The organism is Flavobacterium tegetincola DSM 22377, from assembly GCF_000425485.1.
GTDB classification, from domain to species: Bacteria; Bacteroidota; Bacteroidia; order Flavobacteriales; family Flavobacteriaceae; genus Flavobacterium; species Flavobacterium tegetincola.
Genome location: NZ_KE384388.1, coordinates 1 through 18,531, shown reverse-complemented (window position 1 = coordinate 18,531; position 18,531 = coordinate 1). Strand labels below are relative to the sequence as shown.

Below are 18,531 nucleotides of genomic sequence, written 5' to 3'. Positions count from 1 at the left end.
GATTTTAAATCTTTTTCCAATTGTTTTTTTATCTTTGGTTTTCATTAACAATTTGAAAACCAAAATATGTCAACAGATAAGCAAGCGTGGGGCTCAAGGGTGGGATTAATTCTGGCCATGGCTGGAAATGCAGTAGGATTGGGTAACTTTCTTCGATTTCCCGTTCAAGCAGTACAAAATGGAGGTGGTGCTTTTATCATTCCTTATCTAATTTGTTTTCTATTAATGGGAATTCCACTTCTTTATATTGAGTGGGCCTCGGGAAGATTTGGTGGGAAATTTGGAAACCACAGTACGCCTTATATTTTAGATTCGATGGTAAAAGGTCGTGTATTAAAATACATTGGTGTTTTTGGAATCTTTACCAACGTAGCGGTTGCCGCTTATTACTGCTACATTGAATCCTGGACCATGTCTTATGTTTATCATTCTCTTTCAGGGACTTTTGAAGGAATGAGTCAGAGCGGAATTGCGCAATTTTTCAATAATTACGTTGATATATCTAAGTCAAGCACCGGGATTCCGTATGAAGCCGTTGTGTTTTATATTGCTTGTTTACTTCTTAACACTTTTATATTGTCAAAAGGTTTAAAAGGTATTGAACGTGTTGCAAAAATTGGAATGCCTTTGCTAATTATTTTCGGAGTTATTCTTGCCGTTCGAGGTTTAACCTTAGGTTCAAGTGGTGCTTCAGAATTATTTCCAGATGCCAATGCATGGGACGGGCTTAACTTTTTATGGACTCCACAGTACGATTCAATTTTAGATTTAAAAGTATGGATGGCGGCGGCTGGACAGATGTTTTTTACACTTTCTGTAGGAATGGGAACGATTCATTGCTATGCTGCTTACATGAGTTCCAAAGATGATATTGCCTTAAATGCTGTTTCTGCAGGATTTATGAATGAATTTGTAGAAGTAGTTTTAGGATCCTTAATTGTTATTCCAATTGCTGCTGGATACTTAGGTTTGGACTGGGTTATTGAAAATGCTGGATTTGGAATGGCGTTTCAAACCATGCCGTACTTATTTCAACAATGGGGTCCCGTTTTAGCGGCGTTTGCAGGATTATTTTGGTTTGGCTTGTTGTTTTTTGCCGGAATTACCTCATCATTGGCCATGGGAACTCCGTGGATTGGTTTTATGCGAGACGAATTCAATTGGAACCAAACTAAAGGCGCATGGTCCTTTGGCTTACTAATTTTAGTGATGGGATTGCCAACGGTTTTATTCTTCCAACAAGGTGTTTTTGACGAATACGATTATTGGGCAGGAACCGTTAGTTTAGTCGTTTTTGCCATGTTTGAAACCATTTTATTTTCTTGGATTTTTGGAATGAAAAAAGGTTGGGCAGAAATTACCAGTGGTGCAGATATTCAAGTACCCGGTATTTACAAATTTATAATCAAATTCATTACTCCTGTAATGCTGATCATCATATTTTTAGGTTCTTTATTCAAACCTTTAAATAACGATTGGTCTGGAAATGTTTCAAGTTTTCTGTCTGGAAATGGATGGACTTTAGACAACGGTTCTATCGTGAAAACCATTATGCATGCAGGAATTAAAGAACAAATTTTAGCTGCAACAGACCCAATGATCATCAGTCAATTAGAAGAACGAATGATGTATTTAAACTTTGCCCGATTGCTACTAATTGCATTGTTTCTGTTTATCAGCGCGCTTGTTTACTTTGCGTTCTTGAAGAGAAGAAGAGAAGGTAGAGCCACTTTATAATTTAATAAAAAAACAAAATGAATACAGAAGCATTAATCATGATGTTAACTACTCAAGGACTTGTAACGGCTTTAACCGGATACTTCTTTTACAGAGTTTTAACCACGAAGCCCAAAGCAGAGCCCGATTCATATACAGAGAATGATGAAGAGGAAGAGCGTCAAGCAAAAAATTAAAACCAATAACCAATACTAAACCAACTGTAATGGTCTTTCGTTTCGGGAGACCATGAATGTTTAAATTGAATTGGTCCTAAAATGGTTTCCAAACCATAACCAACGGCATAACCAGAGAAATTAGGTCGTTCAAGCCACGCATCAGAATCAAATAACTTATTGCCTACATTGGCATAATTTGCTGCAAAATTCAAATGGTGCTTTTTGTAGAAGCGATAATCAACAGTTACCGTAGATTTGACATAGCTGTTGCCGAACAGACTTAAATAATCATAGCCGTAAAAGTGATCGAAATTATTAATTCGATTGAAACCGTAACCTCCTAGAATGAAGTCGAAATAAGGATTTGTTCCTTCACCTATAGAAAATCCACCATCAACTTTTCCAATAATTGTAACATTTTTAGAGACAGGAAATGCATGGCTTAATTCGCCTTTAAAATAAGTAAATTCAGTAAAATCTTCCTTTCTCGAAGCATATAAAAACGCTTGAACATTTCCCGAAAAATACCATCCCTCATGCGGAAAATATAAATTATCCAACGAATCATATTTTAAATGCCCAAATACACTTCCAAAGTTATTGCTTTTAAAAAACGAAGTATCGTTATCTATGGTCTCTGATGTAATTTTGATATTTTTTAATTCTATTCCAGCGCCAACAATAAATTTTTGCTTAAAAATGGTTTGCACATACGCTTGGTTGGAAAAATCAGCAAAGTCTAAATTGATAGAATTTAAGCCATCAATACCAAATACAGGACTTGTTTGGACATTTGCCTTAATATTTCGATTAAAGCTGTTGTACCTGGATTTAAAACCAAAACTCCAATAAAAACCATTATCAACATAATAATCTAAGTTGTACCTGATATTATCTCCCAAAATTACATCTAAAGACGCTACGTCATTTTTGAAAATTAATTTTTTCTTAGTGAGATTGAGCAAAACGCCACTCTTATACAAGTCATCGTAATGCAAACCAAAACGTAAAAATGACGTTATTTCATTTTCTACGAGATTCAATTTAAGAAGATCGCCCGACTCTGCAGGTTCAAAACTGTATCCTAAAGCACTAAAGTTTCGCGTAGCATTTAAGTTGTCAATGCCTACTTTTAACCTGTCATACGTAATTGTTTGTCCTGTTTTAAATCCCAATTTACCAATGATATAAGCACGCGTGTAATTATTCAACTTATTAATTTGTATATCATCAATCGTAATTGTGTCAATTCTTCCGTCACACAATTCTAGTTTCGGTTTCTTATAATTGGTTCCCAAAGCTTTTATTTTCTCATAAACTACAAAGCTGGCTTCTTCACCTTTTTTGATAATCTCGGCACCATCATTAAAAGAAATAACATTGTATTCTGAAATATCGGGTTTGATATAAATGTCCGTCCGGGCTTTTTTAACCTCCATTCGGTCCATCATTTGAAGATTGGAAATCTGCACTAAAATCCGGGTCGCATCTTTTAACTCCTCCCGCGACTTGAGTCCGCTCTGAACATCCACGCCAATAATGACATCTGCACCTAATTCTTTAACCTCATCCAACGGATAATTATTTACCACACCTCCATCAATTAAAAGTTTCCCATCAATTAAAACGGGTGAGAATAAAGAAGGAAAAGTGGCACTTGCCATAATTGCTTGCGAAAGATAACCTTGGTTTAAAAGTTCTTGTTTACCCGTTTCAATGTCAGTAGCAATACAAAAAAAAGGAGTAGGAAGATGATTGAAATTCCGCACGTGTCGGGCATTATGAAGCAATTTACTTAATAAACCATAAATATTTAAACCTTTGGAATACGAATATGGAACACCAACTTTCCAATTGTCAAACGGCAAAGTCAATGCATATTTCTCGTCATTTTCCTTTTCATAGAAATTCTTGGAAGAACGTGGAATGTAATCTTTCAACAGCCGATCAAAGTCAGAAACTCTAAAGATTGAATCAATTTGAGCAGCATTATATCCCGAAGCATACAATCCGCCAACAATGGCTCCCATACTCGTTCCGCCAATGTAATCAATTTGAACTCCTGCTTCTTCAATAGCCTTTAAAACACCAATATGAGCCAAGCCTTTTGCTCCACCTCCACTTAAAACTAAGCCTACTTTTAGCCTTTCTTTTTCCTGCGAAAATGATGATTGGAAACCGACTAGCAAAAGCAGTAGTAGAAGAAAATTATTTTTCATAAGTAGGTCACTATTTCTTTATTGGCGAAAATTTATAAATGAAGTCCATTTACTTCTAATGTGTAAATGATTACTCAGAAAACCATTATGTTGTAGAAGTATTGTAAAAGTCGTGAATTTTTTTGGCTTTTGAAACTCCGATGACTTCGGAAATTTCTTTTTCGGTAGCCAACTTTAATCGCTTCACTGATTTGAAATGTAAAATCAAGGTTTGCATCGTTTTTTCGCCAATTCCTGGAATCGCTTCCATCGAAGAATTTAGAGCGCTTTTACTTCTTCTGTCCCTATGGTGCGTAATTCCAAAACGGTGTGCTTCGTTTCGCAACATCTGAATCACTTTCAAAGTTTCTGATTTTTTATCCAAATACAAAGGCACTGAATCACCTGGATAAAACAGTTCTTCGAGTCGTTTTGCAATACCGATAATGGCTATTTTTCCACGTAATTCCAACGCATCCAAACTTTTTAAAGCGGATGAAAGTTGTCCTTTTCCTCCGTCAATGATGATCAGCTGTGGCAAAGGTTCGTTTTCATCTAAAAGTCGTTTGTATCTCCGGTAAACTACTTCTTCCATCGAAGCAAAATCATCTGGACCTTCTACGGTCTTTATATTGAAATGACGATAGTCTTTCTTACTTGGTTTTCCATCTTTAAAAACCACACAAGCCGCCACGGGATTGGTTCCTTGAATGTTGGAATTGTCAAAACATTCTATGTGTCGCGGTTCCTCATGAAGTCGCAAATCTTTTTTCATTTGCGCCATAATTCGGTTGGTATGTCTATCCGGATCTACAATTTGCAATTGCTTCAACTGATCCATTCGATAAAATTTAGCATTTCGAATCGACAGTTCTAAAATTTGCTTTTTATCGCCCAATTGCGGAACAGTCACTTTTACATCTTCGCCTACTTCCACGGGAAAAGGAACAATAATTTCTCTTGATAAAAGTTTAAAACGTTCGCGTAATTCTACAATGGCTAATTCCAATAATTCCTCATCACTTTCATCCAATTTCTTTTTCAATTCCAAAGTATGCGAACGTATGATCGATCCGTGTGCAATTTGCAGAAAATTCACGTAAGCCGCTCCTTCATCTGAAATAATCGAGAACACGTCGATATTATTGATTTTAGGATTTGCCACCATCGAACGCGATTGATAGTTTTCTAGAATTTCTATCTTTTCCTTCAATTTTTGAGCTTCCTCAAAGTGCATTTCGGATGCCAAATGGATCATTTTTTTCTTGAAATCCTTTAAGCTTTCTTTGAAATTTCCTTTCAATATTTCCCGAATCGCCTCTACTTGTTCTTGGTAATCTTCTAGAGTTTCATGGCCTTCACAAGGTCCTTTGCAGTTGCCAATGTGGTATTCAAGGCAGACTTTGAACTTATTGTTTTCAATATTTTTCTCGTTCAAGTCATAATTACACGTTCGCAATGGATACAACTCTTTAATTAAACCCATTATGGTGTAAACGGTTTTAAAACTCGTATACGGTCCAAAATAATCGGAGCCGTCCTTTACCATTCTTCGCGTAGAAAATATTCTAGAAAAAGGTTCTTTTTTAATACAAATCCAAGGATAACTTTTATCGTCTCGCAACAAGACGTTGTAACGCGGTTGGTACTTTTTAATCAAATTATTTTCCAGCAACAAAGCGTCGGTTTCCGTAGGAACTACAATGTGCTTGATGGTTACAATTTTCTTGACCAGAACATTAGTTCGCGCGGTATCGTGGATTTTATTGAAATAAGAAGAAACCCGTTTGCGGAGATTTTTTGCCTTTCCGACGTATAAAATTCGCCCGTCCTTATCATAATATTGATAAACACCCGGATTGTCGGGAAGCGATTGAATTTGTAAAGTTAAAGCGGTTGATGCCATAAGGCAAAGTTAGTAAAAATTGGAAGGAAGCGCGTTTTTCAAAGGGATTTCAACGAGATTTTAACTACTTTTATCCCTTTAACCAGTTATGAAAAATCAGACTCCACTTATCATTCTCAACGAAACCATTTTGCCGGGTGAACGAAAAACCATTTATATGGAAATTGCCAAACTTCATACCGCTACCAAGTTGCGAATTCCCGTAATCATTGAACGTTCTAAAATTGACGGTCCTACGGTTTTACTTTCGGCAGGAATTCATGGCGATGAAATTAATGGCGTTGAAATCGTAAGAAGTATCATTGTCCAGAAAATCAACAGACCCACTCGCGGTACCATTATCTGTATTCCAGTAATTAACATGTTTGGGTTTGTCAATAAATCGCGTGAATTTCCTGACGGCCGAGATTTAAACCGCATGTTTCCCGGAAGTAAGAAAGGTTCTTTGGCGTCAAGATTTGCTTTTCATTTGATAAAAGACATCGTTCCGCACATCGATTACGCAGTTGATTTTCATGCCGGAGGTGCAAGTCGGTTTAATGCTGCACAAATTCGAATTGCCCCAAATAATGAAGAATTAAAGAAACTTGCAGATATCTTTGGCGCACCTTTTACTTTGTATTCTAAAAATATTGCAGGTACTTTTAGAAATGCTTGCGAAAAAAGAAATGTAAAAATGTTGCTATTTGAAGGCGGAAAATCATTAGACATCAATGATACAATCGCGGAAGAAGGCGTAAATGGCGTGAAGAAGTTACTTACCTATTTAAACATGCTTTCGCCAAAACAAAAATTACCACCTCATGTTGAACCTTCGATTTATATTTCAAAATCATCCTGGGTTCGCGCCAGCCGCTCGGGACTTTTTCACGACTATAATAAAATAGGGTGTTATGTAAAAAAGGGTTTTGTACTAGGAAGTATTACAGATCCATTTGGCAAATTTGAGCAGAAAGTAAAAGCACCCAACGACGGCTACATTATCAATGCCAACCACGCGCCAATTGTATATCAAGGCGATGCCATTTATCATATTTCAAACGAATTAATCCACCATGACGAAGAAGGAAGCGCGGATCAAGTATAAAAATTTACGCAAAGAATTGCCGATTGCAGCACGCGACGAAAAGAGCATGGCTATTGCAAATGCGCTATTAAAACTGCCCATTTGGGAGAAGCAGTATTTTCATGTTTTCCTTTCAATTGAAGAACATTTTGAAATAAATACTGAATATGTTTTGCACATTTTAGCTGGAAAAGACAAAGAAATTTTGATTTCCAAAAGTGATTTTGAAACCCGAAAAATGACACATTACTTGCTTACCGACGGTACTAAAATCAAAAAAAACGAATACAATATTCCCGAACCTGTTGACGGAATTGAGGTTCCAGATTCAAAAATTGATGTGGTCTTTGTCCCGTTATTGGCTTTTGACCAAAAAGGACATCGTGTGGGTTATGGAAAAGGTTTTTACGACCGATTTTTATCGCAATGCAAATCTGACGTCATTACGATAGGCCTTTCCTTTTTTGAAGCAGAAAAACAAATTTCAGATGTAAATGAAAATGATTTTGCCTTGAATTATTGTGTAACACCTCTAAAAACCTACAATTTTTAGTTATTTTCGTGAGCAAATGCTTTCTTATTGAATACAATTAAAATACCCACTCCAGTAGAAATTGCCATGTCAGCAATATTAAAAATCGCATTGAAGAAGGTAAATTCTCTACCGCCCCAAATTGGGAGCCAGCTTGGCAAAACATAATCTTCAATGATGGGAAAGTAAAACATGTCTACTACTTTTCCATGAAAAAGTGTGCCGTAAGGTTGATCAGAAAAAAGTGTAGCTACTTGTGTGTGACTTTCGTCAAATAATACTCCATAGAAAACCGAATCAATAATATTTCCAAAAGCACCCGTTAAGATTAACGCTATTGCTACAATAAGGTAACTTGAACCGTGTTTTTTAACCGAATCGTGCATCCAATAGGCAATTCCACCCACGGCTAAAATACGAAATAAAGTCAAAAACAACTTTCCATAGGCTCCAGGAATCTCAACACCCCAGGCCATACCTTCGTTTTCAATAAAGTAGATCTGAAACCAATTTTGTCCCATCACCAAAATCCGCTCTCCGATAACGAAATGCGTTTTGATGTATAATTTAGAAACTTGGTCGATTACTAATAATAGTATAACCAACAAATAGGCTTTCTTTAATGACATTTTTGAAAATTTGAATTGCAAAAATAGCAATTTTATTCATAAAAAACGCCCCTTTCTGAGCGTGAATAATTAATGAGAACTTTACACTTCTTCACAACCCCTTAAAACCGAACTTCCATTTTTAGCAACACATATTTCGGTTGCAATCTAAACTCGGTTTGGCTTATGGCAATATCAGAAATACTGAAATTTCTAAACGTTTCTGTGTTGAAAAGATTATTTCCAGAAAGTAAAAAGGTCAATTTGTTTTCTTTGACGACATATCGTGCTTCTAAATCAAGGAAATAATATTTGTTACTATCATTCGAAAGATTACCAAAGTAATAGCGTTCTGATTGTATTTGAATATTGAACTTGTCACTAAACATCATTGATAAATCCAGAAAACTAACATTGTCTGTAAACGAATTTTCAATCGTGGTTTTGACTTGGTTGTAGTTCCATTTTGAACCAATGTGGTAATTAAAAATACCTCGAAACCCCGAACGCAATTCAAAACCATAGTTAACGCCTAGATTTCGAACTTCCCGTAAGTTAGAATTATTGACAATATTCTTGAAATTTGTTCTCGAAGCACCCAAACTTATTTTCAAATTGGATTTTATGGGTTTGAAATACCTATCAATATTGCTGGAAAGCGATAGAAACTCGCGGTCTTCGATGATGATTTTTTCTGATTGCGAAAAATTTTGGGCTATGATAGAATTGCTACTAAAAAAATCATTGCTTTTGTTGAATATCAAAAACGTATTGGCAAAAAACTTATCGCCCCAGCTGCCGTAGGTATAATTTAAGAAAGCATTGGAACTTGTGAGCTGATTGAATTCTTCCAATCCTTTTGAAAACGAACGAAAACCAGTTTGCACAAATCCCGAATACACATCCAAAACATCCGCATTTGTGGTGTTGTACGAATAGGATGTTTGAATTTTATTTTTAGTATTAATTTCCCAATCTAAACCAACTTTTGGGATGATAAAAAATGGTGTTTGGCTTGATTTTTTGCCCAAATTCTCCAACTGATTGAACAATTGATGAAAATCAGATTGGGTGCGAATTGTAAAATTTTTCACTTTAAAATTATAGGTTGCCGAAAAATACAAATCGTTGGTGGTGTAAGTCAAATTGTTTTGGTAGCCATTTGGCACAGCAAGTGAAGTGGCATTATTGAACAATTCAAATCGGGTATCAAGATTGTCAATTCGCAATTGATTTCCGAATTTTAATTCTAGTAAATCGCCATTTTTCTTTTTGTCCATCAAATGGGCTTCTGCACCTGCAAACTGCATTTTATTTTGGCTAAATTGTTTTGTGTTATTTGCATCTTCGGCAAACAAATCTTCCAAAATAAACTGATTGACGCTATAGGTTTGAGGCGTTTTCTCATTGATGTAACGCCCCGAAAATAGGATTACTTTATTTTCTTTAAATTTATTAGTAAAAACTACTTTTTGGTCAATGAGTTGGTTGTTGCTATTTAGTCTTTCGTTTAATAAATCATCGTTAAACAGCAAATCGCTGCGGTTTTTTTCATTGGTCTGGTTGAACTTTCCGGCATATTCCAGCGTTTTGGTTTTTGAAATATCGTAAATTAAATCTAATTTCCCGAAACCTGTAATTTGTGCTTTTCTGCCTACATAATCTTCGGTGTTTTCAAAATTGGTGTCTCCCACAAAAAACGACTGAAAGCTATTTCTAAAAAAATCAGTTTCATCGGTGTTTAAAAATCCCAACGCTTTGAGCTTTACTTTATCTGAAAGCGTAAAAATACTGTTTAACGAAAGCATTTCAGCATTGTTGAGATTGACTCTTTTTTGTTTTAAATTAGGTTGCGAATTGCCAAGACCTAATAATGTATTTGCAGATTCATCATCACCAATGCTTCCCGGTTCGCCAAACCGAAAAGGTCTAATGAGTTGATTGACGTCTCCTGTGGCGTCGATACCAACATTATTCAAATTGGTCAGAAAATAAAACTTGTTTTTTTTGCCAAAGTTCATTAAGTTGGCGCGAACTTCATATCGGTTTTCTGATGCTAGACCATATCCTGCACTTACATTTCCAAACCAAACACGCTTGGCATCTTCTTTCAAAACCAGATTCAGGGCAACCTTGTCGCTGTTTTCTATTCCTTTGAGGTGTTTATTGTTGGAGTATCTTTGCAATAATTCTACTTTTTCTAGCGGGTTGACGGGCATGTTTTTGGTCAGGATTTTATAGCCTTTTTCAAACATATCATCGCCGTCAATCATTATTTTCTCAACTTCCTGATTGCCTACTTTTATCGTGCCATCGGCTTCCACATTGAGTCCAGGGATTTTTTTGAGCAAATCCTCCACTACTTGTTCATTGCCTTGGAGAAAGGATTTTACGTCAAAAATGATAGTGTCTTTTTTAACAGTAATAGGACGTTCGGTTTGGATAATCACTTCATCCAGCTGTTCGATTTCATCTTCTAATATTACATTTAAAATGTTTTCGCCTGATTGCGGATTCAAGATAAGATCTTTATTTAAAGTTTTAAAATATTTTGCCGAAAATTGTACAATATAATTACCGCTAGTTAAATTCTTAATTATATATCCTCCTTGTAAATCGGCACTAACATATGCTACAATTGTATTAGACAACTGCGATTTAATGATTATAGTCGTGTTAGATATTCCTTCATCATTGATATTTCGGACATGTCCTGACAGTGTAACTTGCGAATTGCCAGGAAAGTATGCTAAAATACAAATACCTAAAATAAGTATTTGTTTAGGTATTTTAATTATTAAAACTTGTATCATTATTTATTTTAATCCTTTAGTAAACAAAATTTAAAACTATAAGTAATTTTATGAATATCTGTTCTAAAAAAAAACCTGTATGTTACCGAGGTATTAATACAGGTTTAAAAGTGCGACTTTCGTAATTATCCGTAGTAGATCTACTTTTTAGCAATCTTAATTATACCAGCATCAACAGCTATAGCTTTAACTTCTTCACAAGTTTCAGCAGTTAGAGTGTATTCGCTTACAGTTGTCGTACCATTAGATGTTTCTCTTACAGTATATGTTATTGAGCATATATCTTTAGCACTTTTAAGAGCAGTAGTAGAATTATCTGATAATTCAATGTCATTAGCAAATAAAGAACTACAACACATCGAAATCACGAATGCAAATGTTAAATTTTTCATTTTATTTGTATTTTTATTTAAGTTTATATTATTTTTCAATACCCTCAATTTTATAATCAATTTTTACGCTCACACCCCTACCGAATTTGGTAACCATTTTAGATTGAAAGTCCTCACTCTCTTTTTCTTGTATTTCTCCGAATTCAGAACTTGTGTAATAATTTTCACCAAATAATATCGGTGCATTTATATCACTCAAATAGGTATTTTTATTACTTTTGCATAAAATGAAACTTGACCTAATTGATCTGTTGCCTCAAGAATCAACCCAGCCAGTCCGTTGAGCTTCCACGGACCAAAAGAACTAGCTATATCCTTGCAATACCATACCGAATAAGTACGTCCTTTGTAATTACACGTAGCTTTATGACACAACAAACCATTTATAATCTTCGTTTCATTAATTAGTATCCAGTCGATTATATCTAATTTATCTTTTATTAAAAAGCTTTTTTTAGAATGAACTCCCTTTCTACTTTCAATAATTTCATCTGTACTTTTATTGATATATATATAAGTTGTAACGCTATCAACCATTGTGACATTGACGTTAGAACCTGAATCAGAATATTCTTCATTGTAAGAAGATTGCTCATCACTTATTTTATATTTGAACAACGCAACTTCATTGTTTGCAACTAGTTCACCATTATACTTAACAATATTTTTAAAATTTAACGTCATATCATATTGTACATAGATTTCAGATACTGGAAAATTCTGGGCACTCAAAACTGGTTGAATACAGATAATAAAATAGATTTTTAAAAATTTTGAAATCATAGGTAAAAATTAAAAACACCTACCATATTCTAGTAGGTGCTTGTTATTACGATGCTAATGCATCCTCTAATTGTTTTTTCATCTTTTTTGCTTCTGCCACTACTGTTTTGCAGTCTACATCTTTTATAGTAACGGTTAATGAAGCATATGTTTGCGACACTCCAACACTTACAGTTACAGTTACATCACACAAAGCTAAATCTAATGGATTGACTGAAAATGTCGTTGTATAGACAACATTAGTATAACCAAATATAACAGTTTCTACGTTAGTTGATAAAATCTCTGATGATTGGAAGGGAAATTTCTCAACGTTATTTCCAGCAAACCCACTTACTGAAAACGCAATTACGGCAATTAAACCAAAAAATAAATTTTTCATAATTTGTTTGTATTTATAATTAAACATTTGTTTTTAATAAAACACTTTATGAATATTCTGATTATCACCCGTGCACTGGTTTTCAGCAAAACAAATATATTTATGTTTTATTAATACCGAAATTAAAAGTTAATCTACAAAACTCTTGCCCGCTTTTTGGGTATTACTGTTCGCATTTTATACATTACAAAAAAACCTTATATTTACGCAAACAAATGTAGCAAAATATGTTAAGTAAAACCATTGGCTCAAAACTTTTAGAACTACGTAAACAAAAAAATTGGAGTCAAGAACAAACTGCTGATTATTTATCCATTTCCCGATCGGTTATCAACGTATTGAAACTGGCGAAGGCTATTCGTGGGCTTGTAATTTAGAAAAAATTTGTAGCGTTTTTGAAATTAAACCCGAAGAATTAATTAAGCTGGATCATCTTGTAATTAACCATAATCAGCAAGGCGGTGGTGGATATATTCAAATTGTTAATCAACTTTCGGACAAACTTATAGAGCAATTTGAGGCTCGTATTAAAGAAAAGGACGCACTTATTGAAAAATTGCAAGAGCGAAAATAAAAAAAATTCCAAATTCCAACGTATTGCAAATGCAACTATTGGAATTTGGAATTTGACTTTTTAAGAATTTGAAAAAATTATCTTTGGGCATTTTTAGCTTCAATACTCATTGTAGCGTGAGGAACAATTTTCAATCGTTCTTTACTGATCAACTTTCCTGTTACTTTACACACTCCGTAGGTTTTGTTCTCTACACGGAAAAGTGCGTTTTTCAAATCGCGTAAAAACTTTTCTTGACGAATGGCCAATTGTGAATTTGCTTCTTTGGACATTGTTTCGCTTCCTTCTTCAAAAGCTTTAAATGTTGGCGAAGTATCGTCCGTACCGTTATTTAAATCATTCATATAAGCACTTTTGATTAAATCTAAATCATTTTGTGCTTTACTCATTTTGTTAACGATAATTTCCTTGAACTCTGCTAAATCAGCATCCGAGTATCGTGTTGTATCCTCTACCATTTTGGCTATTTTATAATTGTTAGTATTGTTTTTATATCGTCAAATTCAATCGGTGTTCCATTTTCTATTGTCTCTTCAAAAATAATTTCCTTAGTCAACGTTTCTGATTGTATATACGTTTCATTTTGACTTACAGCCTTTTCTAAAGCAGGATTTTTTTGCAAATAAACAATAATTTTATCAGTAACTTCAAATCCGGAATCTTTTCTCAAGTTCTGAATTCTGTTGACCAATTCTCTTGCAATACCTTCATCTTTCAACTCTTCAGTAAGGGTTATATCTAGTGCTACGGTTATTGTTCCTGAATTTGCTACTAATAAACCTTCAATATCTTGCGAGCTGATTTCGACGTCTTCTTTGGTTAAAGTTATGCTATTTCCTGATAAGTCAATCACTAGCAGTCCATTTCTGTCCAATTCATTAATTTGATCTTGCGAAAAATCTTGTATCTTTTTGGAAATCAATCCCATATCCTTACCAAATCGTGGCCCTAACGTCTTGAAATTCGGCTTAATTTGTTTTACCAAAATCCCCGAAGCATCGTCAATTAATTCAATTTCTTTGACGTTAACTTCTGCTTTTATAAGGTCAGAAATAGCTTCGATTTCAGCTCTAAAATCCTCGTTAAGTACCGGAATCATTATCTTTTGCAACGGTTGACGTACTTTAATCATTTCCTTTTTACGAAGGGATAAAACCAACGATGAAATGGTTTGTGCCTTACCCATTTTGCTTTCTAACGACTTATCAACAAAGTTTTCAACGTATTTTGGAAACTCCGCCAAATGTACACTATCAAATTTCTCCGTAGATGTCGCTTGCGTTAAATCACAGTAAAGTTTGTCCATAAAGAACGGTGCAATTGGTGCTCCAAGCTTCGAAATGGTCAATAAACACGTGTATAATGTCTGGTAAGCGGCTATTTTATCTTCGGCATATTCGCCTTTCCAAAAACGTCTTCTGCACAAACGAACGTACCAATTGCTTAAATTTTCTTGTACAAAATCAGAAATCGCTCGCGCTGCTTTTGTAGGTTCGTAATCTGCATAAGCGTCGTCTACTGTTTTTATTAGTGAATGCAATTCGGATAAAATCCAACGGTCAATTTCAGGGCGTTTTTCCAAAGGAACTTCCGCTTCTGCATACGTGAAATTATCAATATTGGCATACAAACTAAAAAACGAGTACGTATTGTAAAGTGTTCCAAAGAACTTTCTACGAACCTCAGCAATTCCTTCCAAGTCAAATTTCAAGTTGTCCCACGGGTTTGCATTTGAAATCATGTACCAACGTGTGGCATCTGGACCGTATTCTTTCAACGTGTCAAATGGGTCAGCTGCATTTCCTAAACGTTTGGACATTTTCTGTCCGTTTTTGTCTAGAACCAAACCGTTCGAAACTACATTTTTATACGCTACTTTATCAAAAACTAAAGTTCCAATTGCATGCAAAGTATAAAACCAACCACGTGTTTGGTCGACTCCTTCTGCGATAAAATCAGCTGGAAAGTCTTTATTCTCATCAATTTTATCTTTGTTTTCAAATGGATAGTGCCATTGTGCATACGGCATCGAACCCGAATCAAACCATACGTCAATCAAATCACTTTCGCGTTTCATTGGTTTCCCTGAAGCAGAAACTAACGTGATTTCATCCACTACATTTTTATGTAAATCCACTAAATCGTAATTCGATTCGGCCATGTTTCCAATTTCAAAATCTTTAAAAGGATTTTCTTTTTGGATACCAGCTGCAATGGATTTTTCTATTTCATTGTACAATTCTTCCACAGAACCAATCAAAATTTCTTCGGTTCCTTCTTCGTTTCTCCAAATGGGCAATGGAATTCCCCAATATCTAGAACGCGATAAATTCCAGTCGTTGGCGTTTTTCAACCAATTTCCAAAACGTCCTTCACCTGTTGCTTTTGGCTTCCAGTTGATGGTTTCGTTTAAGTCGAACATACGTTCTTTGACCTCGGTTACTTTGATGAACCAAGAATCTAGTGGATAATATAAAATAGGTTTATCCGTTCTCCAACAATGTGGGTAACTGTGGACGTATTTCTCAACCTTAAAGGCTTTGTTTTCTTCCTTTAACTGAATGGCAATTTCCACATCGGCAGAACGCTCTGGAGCTTCACCGTCGTTGTAATATTCGTTCTTCACATATTTACCCGAATAGTTTCCTAAACCTTGGATAAATTTTCCTTGCAAATCTACCAACGGAACCAAGTTATCATTGGCATCCATAACCAACATTGGCGGAATTTCAGGCGAAGCTTCTTTCGCTACTTTTGCATCATCTGCACCAAAAGTTGGAGCTGTATGAACGATTCCTGTTCCATCTTCAATGGTTACAAAATCACCAGAAATAATTCGGAATGCATTTTTAGCATTTTCGTGTGGCAAAGCCAATTGCATTAGTTGCTCGTATTTGATACCCACTAAATCTGCTCCTCTAAATTCCGTTATAACTTTGTAAGGAATTTTTTTATCGCCTTCTTTGAAATTTTCAAAATCAGCTGCTTCTTCCGATGCAAAGAAATTTTTATTGAATTGTTTTCCAACTAAATTTTTAGCCAAAACAACTTTTATAGGAAGAAACGTATATTGATTAAAGGTTTCCACCAAAACATAATCGATTTTTGGTCCAACGGTTAATGCAGTGTTGGATGGCAAAGTCCACGGTGTGGTAGTCCAAGCCATGAAATGTATATCGCCAAAACCTTGTAGAAACTCAGGTAAAGTTGCTGCAACTGCTTTAAATTGTGCCACAACCGTTGTATCGGTTACATCTCTGTAACTTCCCGGCTGGTTTACTTCATGCGAAGATAAACCCGTTCCTGCTTTTGGTGAATACGGCTGAATGGTGTAGCCTTTGTATAGTAAATCTTTGTTATAAATTTGTTTTAACAACCACCAAACCGTTTCCATGTATTTGGATTTGTAAGTAACATATGGGTCTTCCATATCTACCCAATACCCCATTTTCTCGGTAAGGTCGTTCCAAACGTCGGTGTAACGCATTACGGTTTTCTTACACGCTTCGTTGTATTCTGAAACCGAGATGGTTTTTCCGATGTCTTCTTTGGTGATTCCCAATTCTTTTTCGGTCCCAAGTTCAACCGGCAAACCGTGTGTGTCCCAACCTGCTTTTCGTTTTACTTGAAATCCTTTTTGGGTTTTATAGCGACAAAAAATATCCTTAATCGCTCGTGCCATTACGTGGTGAATTCCTGGAAGTCCGTTTGCAGAAGGAGGTCCTTCAAAAAATACGTACGGCTGGTTTCCTTCACGTGTTGTAACAGATTGCTCAAAGATGTTGTTTTTTTTCCAGAAATCAAGCACTTCCGATGCTACAGTTGGCAAGTCAAGTCCTTTATATTCAGTAAATTTTGTGCTCATTTTGTCGTTTTCTTAAATCAGATGCGAAAGTACTAAATAGTTTTCAGTTTTCAGTTTTCAGTTTTCAGTTTTTGAAAGTGTAATGAGAATTTTTCTTAAACCGAAAATTATCTAAAATTTGACGATAATACAGTAACTTTTTGAAAAACAAGCCAGTTGTGACAGTAGCTAAATTGTAAAAAAAATAATTTCGAGGATCTCTTAAATTAATGATGCCGAAAAATAGACTATTTAAATGAACTATGAAATGCGAAGGAGTTGATTGATGAAAGTGGCTTATTGATTCTCACTGAGCCTATGAGTGAATTGATAAAAATCAGCAGAAAACAAATTAAGAATGGTGTATTTAAAACCAATTAACAAGTGATGTAAAATCATGGCTAAACGAAAGCAAATAATTTGGAGCAGAAGAATGATTTTTGTTTTACTTAGTCGCGTTGCAAACGCTTACAATCTGCTTCAAAAGGTAAGTAGGTACTCGATGCAATCGAGCACCAGAGGGGGTTTTATTTCTATAATCTATATCCAATTCTAAAACCTGTACAAAAGTTAAATAAACTTCCAGAACTTTCCTCTAAATTTAAACCTTTAAAAAGTGGAACTAAATCTGCTCCTGCTCGGAAATCTTTATTAGGATTGTATTGAATGTCACTATTTTTTATACTACGGTTTAATAAACCAAATCCAATAAATGGTTCAAGAATAATTTTCTTCGATATTGAAATTTGAGAACCAATAGTTATATTGAATCCTTTCGCTGTTCTTTTAGTTCCAAAATAATCTCTAAACAATTTTGTGCTATCACTTATTGGTGAATAATCAACAACATTTGTACTTTGGTTTGCTCGGTAAAATAACTGCACTCCTATATAAAGTTCTGCACCATTCGATTTAGTTCTTTTATTTATAAGCTTAAATGGATAAATTCTTCCCTCGATATTTGTTTTAAAACCTCTAGGTTTTAAAAATGTTGTGTCAGCTTTTTTAAAATCATAAAGTTGATATCCAACTTCTGCATTTATACTGAAATATGGATTTATTTTTCTTTCCACTGAAAGTTGTAAAGTTGGATAAGAAAAAACATCTATTAATTGAGTTGTATTTAATTTTAATATCCAATTTGTTTCTTTCAATTCTTGTGAAAATGTGTTCACCGAAAAAATCAATATAATAATTGTTATAATTTTCTTCATTTTCAAATGTTCTTTTAACCGTAAATTTTCTCGTAAACTAGCACACAACGGTTTTGTATATGAAAAGTGCGTGCTAGTGTCAGCGGATTTTCGGACCGAAAATTGGAAGAAAGCAAGTACGCACTTTCCTTTGGTTTAGCACTAAACTACGCATTTTTTCATATACATTGTTGAACTAAACCTTCGGTAGCGTGTCACCTGAAAATGTTAGTCCTTTGTAAAACTAATTAAAAATGAATTACAATGACAAAAAAAAGCAGATGAGTTAGTTGGATCCAACACAATTCTGAGTCGAGCCGTTGCTCAAGTTCCTGAATTTGCAGA

Annotated in this window: 16 protein-coding genes; 5 read left to right on the top strand and 11 right to left on the bottom strand. The window is 34.9% G+C overall.

The window, feature by feature from the left end:
- Positions 1 to 66: 66 nt before the first annotated feature.
- Positions 67 to 1,737, top strand: a complete 1,671-nt coding sequence (locus tag H602_RS0116065) for an SLC5/6 family protein (RefSeq protein WP_026978934.1) — start codon at positions 67 to 69, stop codon at positions 1,735 to 1,737.
- A 17-nt stretch (positions 1,738 to 1,754) separates the two neighbouring features.
- Entirely contained in the window at positions 1,755 to 1,913 is a 159-nt protein-coding gene (locus H602_RS20135; RefSeq protein ID WP_169516042.1) for a hypothetical protein, read from the top strand.
- Here the strand turns inward: H602_RS20135 and H602_RS0116055 are convergent.
- Complete coding sequence (locus tag H602_RS0116055; RefSeq protein ID WP_026978933.1) at positions 1,910 to 4,114, bottom strand: patatin-like phospholipase family protein; 2,205 nt, start codon at positions 4,112 to 4,114, stop codon at positions 1,910 to 1,912. The two genes, H602_RS20135 and H602_RS0116055, sit on opposite strands and share 4 nt — an antisense overlap.
- Positions 4,115 to 4,199: 85 nt before the next feature.
- Positions 4,200 to 5,999 (bottom strand): excinuclease ABC subunit UvrC, encoded by a 1,800-nt coding sequence (gene uvrC / locus H602_RS0116050; protein ID WP_026978932.1) that lies wholly within the window; start codon positions 5,997 to 5,999, stop codon positions 4,200 to 4,202.
- An 88-nt stretch (positions 6,000 to 6,087) separates the two neighbouring features.
- Between uvrC and H602_RS0116045 the strand changes: the two genes are divergently transcribed.
- Both H602_RS0116045 and H602_RS0116040 read left to right on the top strand, forming a co-directional pair.
- Positions 6,088 to 7,086, top strand: a complete 999-nt coding sequence (locus H602_RS0116045; RefSeq protein WP_026978931.1) for a succinylglutamate desuccinylase/aspartoacylase family protein — start codon at positions 6,088 to 6,090, stop codon at positions 7,084 to 7,086.
- Positions 7,055 to 7,618 (top strand): 5-formyltetrahydrofolate cyclo-ligase, encoded by a 564-nt coding sequence (locus H602_RS0116040; RefSeq protein WP_026978930.1) that lies wholly within the window; start codon positions 7,055 to 7,057, stop codon positions 7,616 to 7,618. Before H602_RS0116045 ends, H602_RS0116040 begins: the two co-directional genes overlap by 32 nt.
- Here H602_RS0116040 and H602_RS0116035 read toward each other — a convergent pair.
- The 6 genes from H602_RS0116035 to H602_RS0116010 form a co-directional block, all read right to left on the bottom strand.
- Positions 7,615 to 8,226 (bottom strand): lipoprotein signal peptidase, encoded by a 612-nt coding sequence (locus H602_RS0116035; protein WP_026978929.1) that lies wholly within the window; start codon positions 8,224 to 8,226, stop codon positions 7,615 to 7,617. The two genes, H602_RS0116040 and H602_RS0116035, sit on opposite strands and share 4 nt — an antisense overlap.
- Before the next feature lie 101 nt (positions 8,227 to 8,327).
- Positions 8,328 to 11,018: a TonB-dependent receptor gene (locus H602_RS0116030; RefSeq protein WP_211224096.1), complete on the bottom strand. Its 2,691-nt coding sequence runs from the start codon at positions 11,016 to 11,018 to the stop codon at positions 8,328 to 8,330.
- Between the two features lie 140 nt (positions 11,019 to 11,158).
- Positions 11,159 to 11,410, bottom strand: coding sequence for a hypothetical protein (locus H602_RS0116025; protein WP_157505134.1), 252 nt, complete (start codon positions 11,408 to 11,410; stop codon positions 11,159 to 11,161).
- Positions 11,411 to 11,438: 28 nt separating this feature from the next.
- Positions 11,439 to 11,609, bottom strand: coding sequence for a hypothetical protein (locus H602_RS20010; protein WP_157505132.1), 171 nt, complete (start codon positions 11,607 to 11,609; stop codon positions 11,439 to 11,441).
- Positions 11,606 to 12,193 carry a GLPGLI family protein gene (locus H602_RS19490; RefSeq protein ID WP_026978926.1) on the bottom strand — a complete coding sequence of 196 codons (588 nt, stop codon included), beginning with the start codon at positions 12,191 to 12,193 and terminating at the stop codon, positions 11,606 to 11,608. The genes H602_RS20010 and H602_RS19490 overlap by 4 nt, the downstream gene beginning before the upstream one ends.
- Positions 12,194 to 12,239: 46 nt before the next feature.
- The gene (locus H602_RS0116010; RefSeq protein WP_157505130.1) at positions 12,240 to 12,575 is read right to left on the bottom strand and encodes a hypothetical protein; all 336 of its coding nucleotides are present in this window, start codon (positions 12,573 to 12,575) and stop codon (positions 12,240 to 12,242) included.
- A 227-nt stretch (positions 12,576 to 12,802) separates the two neighbouring features.
- Here H602_RS0116010 and H602_RS20375 point away from each other — a divergent pair, with 227 nt between their 5' ends.
- Entirely contained in the window at positions 12,803 to 12,952 is a 150-nt protein-coding gene (locus H602_RS20375; protein ID WP_245574958.1) for a helix-turn-helix domain-containing protein, read from the top strand.
- Between the two features lie 274 nt (positions 12,953 to 13,226).
- Here H602_RS20375 and H602_RS0115995 read toward each other — a convergent pair whose 3' ends face one another.
- From H602_RS0115995 to H602_RS0115985, 3 genes are all read right to left on the bottom strand, one after another.
- On the bottom strand, positions 13,227 to 13,607 hold the full coding sequence (locus H602_RS0115995) for a TraR/DksA family transcriptional regulator (protein WP_026978924.1): 381 nt from the start codon (positions 13,605 to 13,607) through the stop codon (positions 13,227 to 13,229).
- A gap of 5 nt (positions 13,608 to 13,612) precedes the next feature.
- The gene (ileS, locus tag H602_RS0115990; protein WP_026978923.1) at positions 13,613 to 17,014 is read right to left on the bottom strand and encodes an isoleucine--tRNA ligase; all 3,402 of its coding nucleotides are present in this window, start codon (positions 17,012 to 17,014) and stop codon (positions 13,613 to 13,615) included.
- A 512-nt stretch (positions 17,015 to 17,526) separates the two neighbouring features.
- Positions 17,527 to 18,207, bottom strand: a complete 681-nt coding sequence (locus H602_RS0115985; RefSeq protein WP_026978922.1) for a DUF3575 domain-containing protein — start codon at positions 18,205 to 18,207, stop codon at positions 17,527 to 17,529.
- Positions 18,208 to 18,531 lie beyond the last annotated feature (324 nt).

Excerpts from the sequence above, each read along its gene's own strand:
- H602_RS0116055 (WP_026978933.1), bottom strand. The coding sequence starts at position 4,114 with ATGAAAAATAATTTTCTTCTACTACTGCTTTTGCTAGTCGGTTTCCAA.
- H602_RS0116025 (WP_157505134.1), bottom strand. The coding sequence starts at position 11,410 with ATGAAAAATTTAACATTTGCATTCGTGATTTCGATGTGTTGTAGTTCT.
- H602_RS0116030 (WP_211224096.1), bottom strand. The coding sequence starts at position 11,018 with ATGATACAAGTTTTAATAATTAAAATACCTAAACAAATACTTATTTTA.
- H602_RS0116035 (WP_026978929.1), bottom strand. The coding sequence starts at position 8,226 with ATGTCATTAAAGAAAGCCTATTTGTTGGTTATACTATTATTAGTAATC.
- uvrC (WP_026978932.1), bottom strand. The coding sequence starts at position 5,999 with ATGGCATCAACCGCTTTAACTTTACAAATTCAATCGCTTCCCGACAAT.
- H602_RS0115995 (WP_026978924.1), bottom strand. The coding sequence starts at position 13,607 with ATGGTAGAGGATACAACACGATACTCGGATGCTGATTTAGCAGAGTTC.
- H602_RS0116010 (WP_157505130.1), bottom strand. The coding sequence starts at position 12,575 with ATGAAAAATTTATTTTTTGGTTTAATTGCCGTAATTGCGTTTTCAGTA.
- H602_RS0115985 (WP_026978922.1), bottom strand. The coding sequence starts at position 18,207 with ATGAAGAAAATTATAACAATTATTATATTGATTTTTTCGGTGAACACA.
- H602_RS0116065 (WP_026978934.1), top strand. The coding sequence starts at position 67 with ATGTCAACAGATAAGCAAGCGTGGGGCTCAAGGGTGGGATTAATTCTG.
- H602_RS19490 (WP_026978926.1), bottom strand. The coding sequence starts at position 12,193 with ATGATTTCAAAATTTTTAAAAATCTATTTTATTATCTGTATTCAACCA.
- H602_RS0116040 (WP_026978930.1), top strand. The coding sequence starts at position 7,055 with ATGACGAAGAAGGAAGCGCGGATCAAGTATAAAAATTTACGCAAAGAA.
- ileS (WP_026978923.1), bottom strand. The coding sequence starts at position 17,014 with ATGAGCACAAAATTTACTGAATATAAAGGACTTGACTTGCCAACTGTA.
- H602_RS20375 (WP_245574958.1), top strand. The coding sequence starts at position 12,803 with ATGTTAAGTAAAACCATTGGCTCAAAACTTTTAGAACTACGTAAACAA.
- H602_RS0116045 (WP_026978931.1), top strand. The coding sequence starts at position 6,088 with ATGAAAAATCAGACTCCACTTATCATTCTCAACGAAACCATTTTGCCG.
- H602_RS20135 (WP_169516042.1), top strand. The coding sequence starts at position 1,755 with ATGAATACAGAAGCATTAATCATGATGTTAACTACTCAAGGACTTGTA.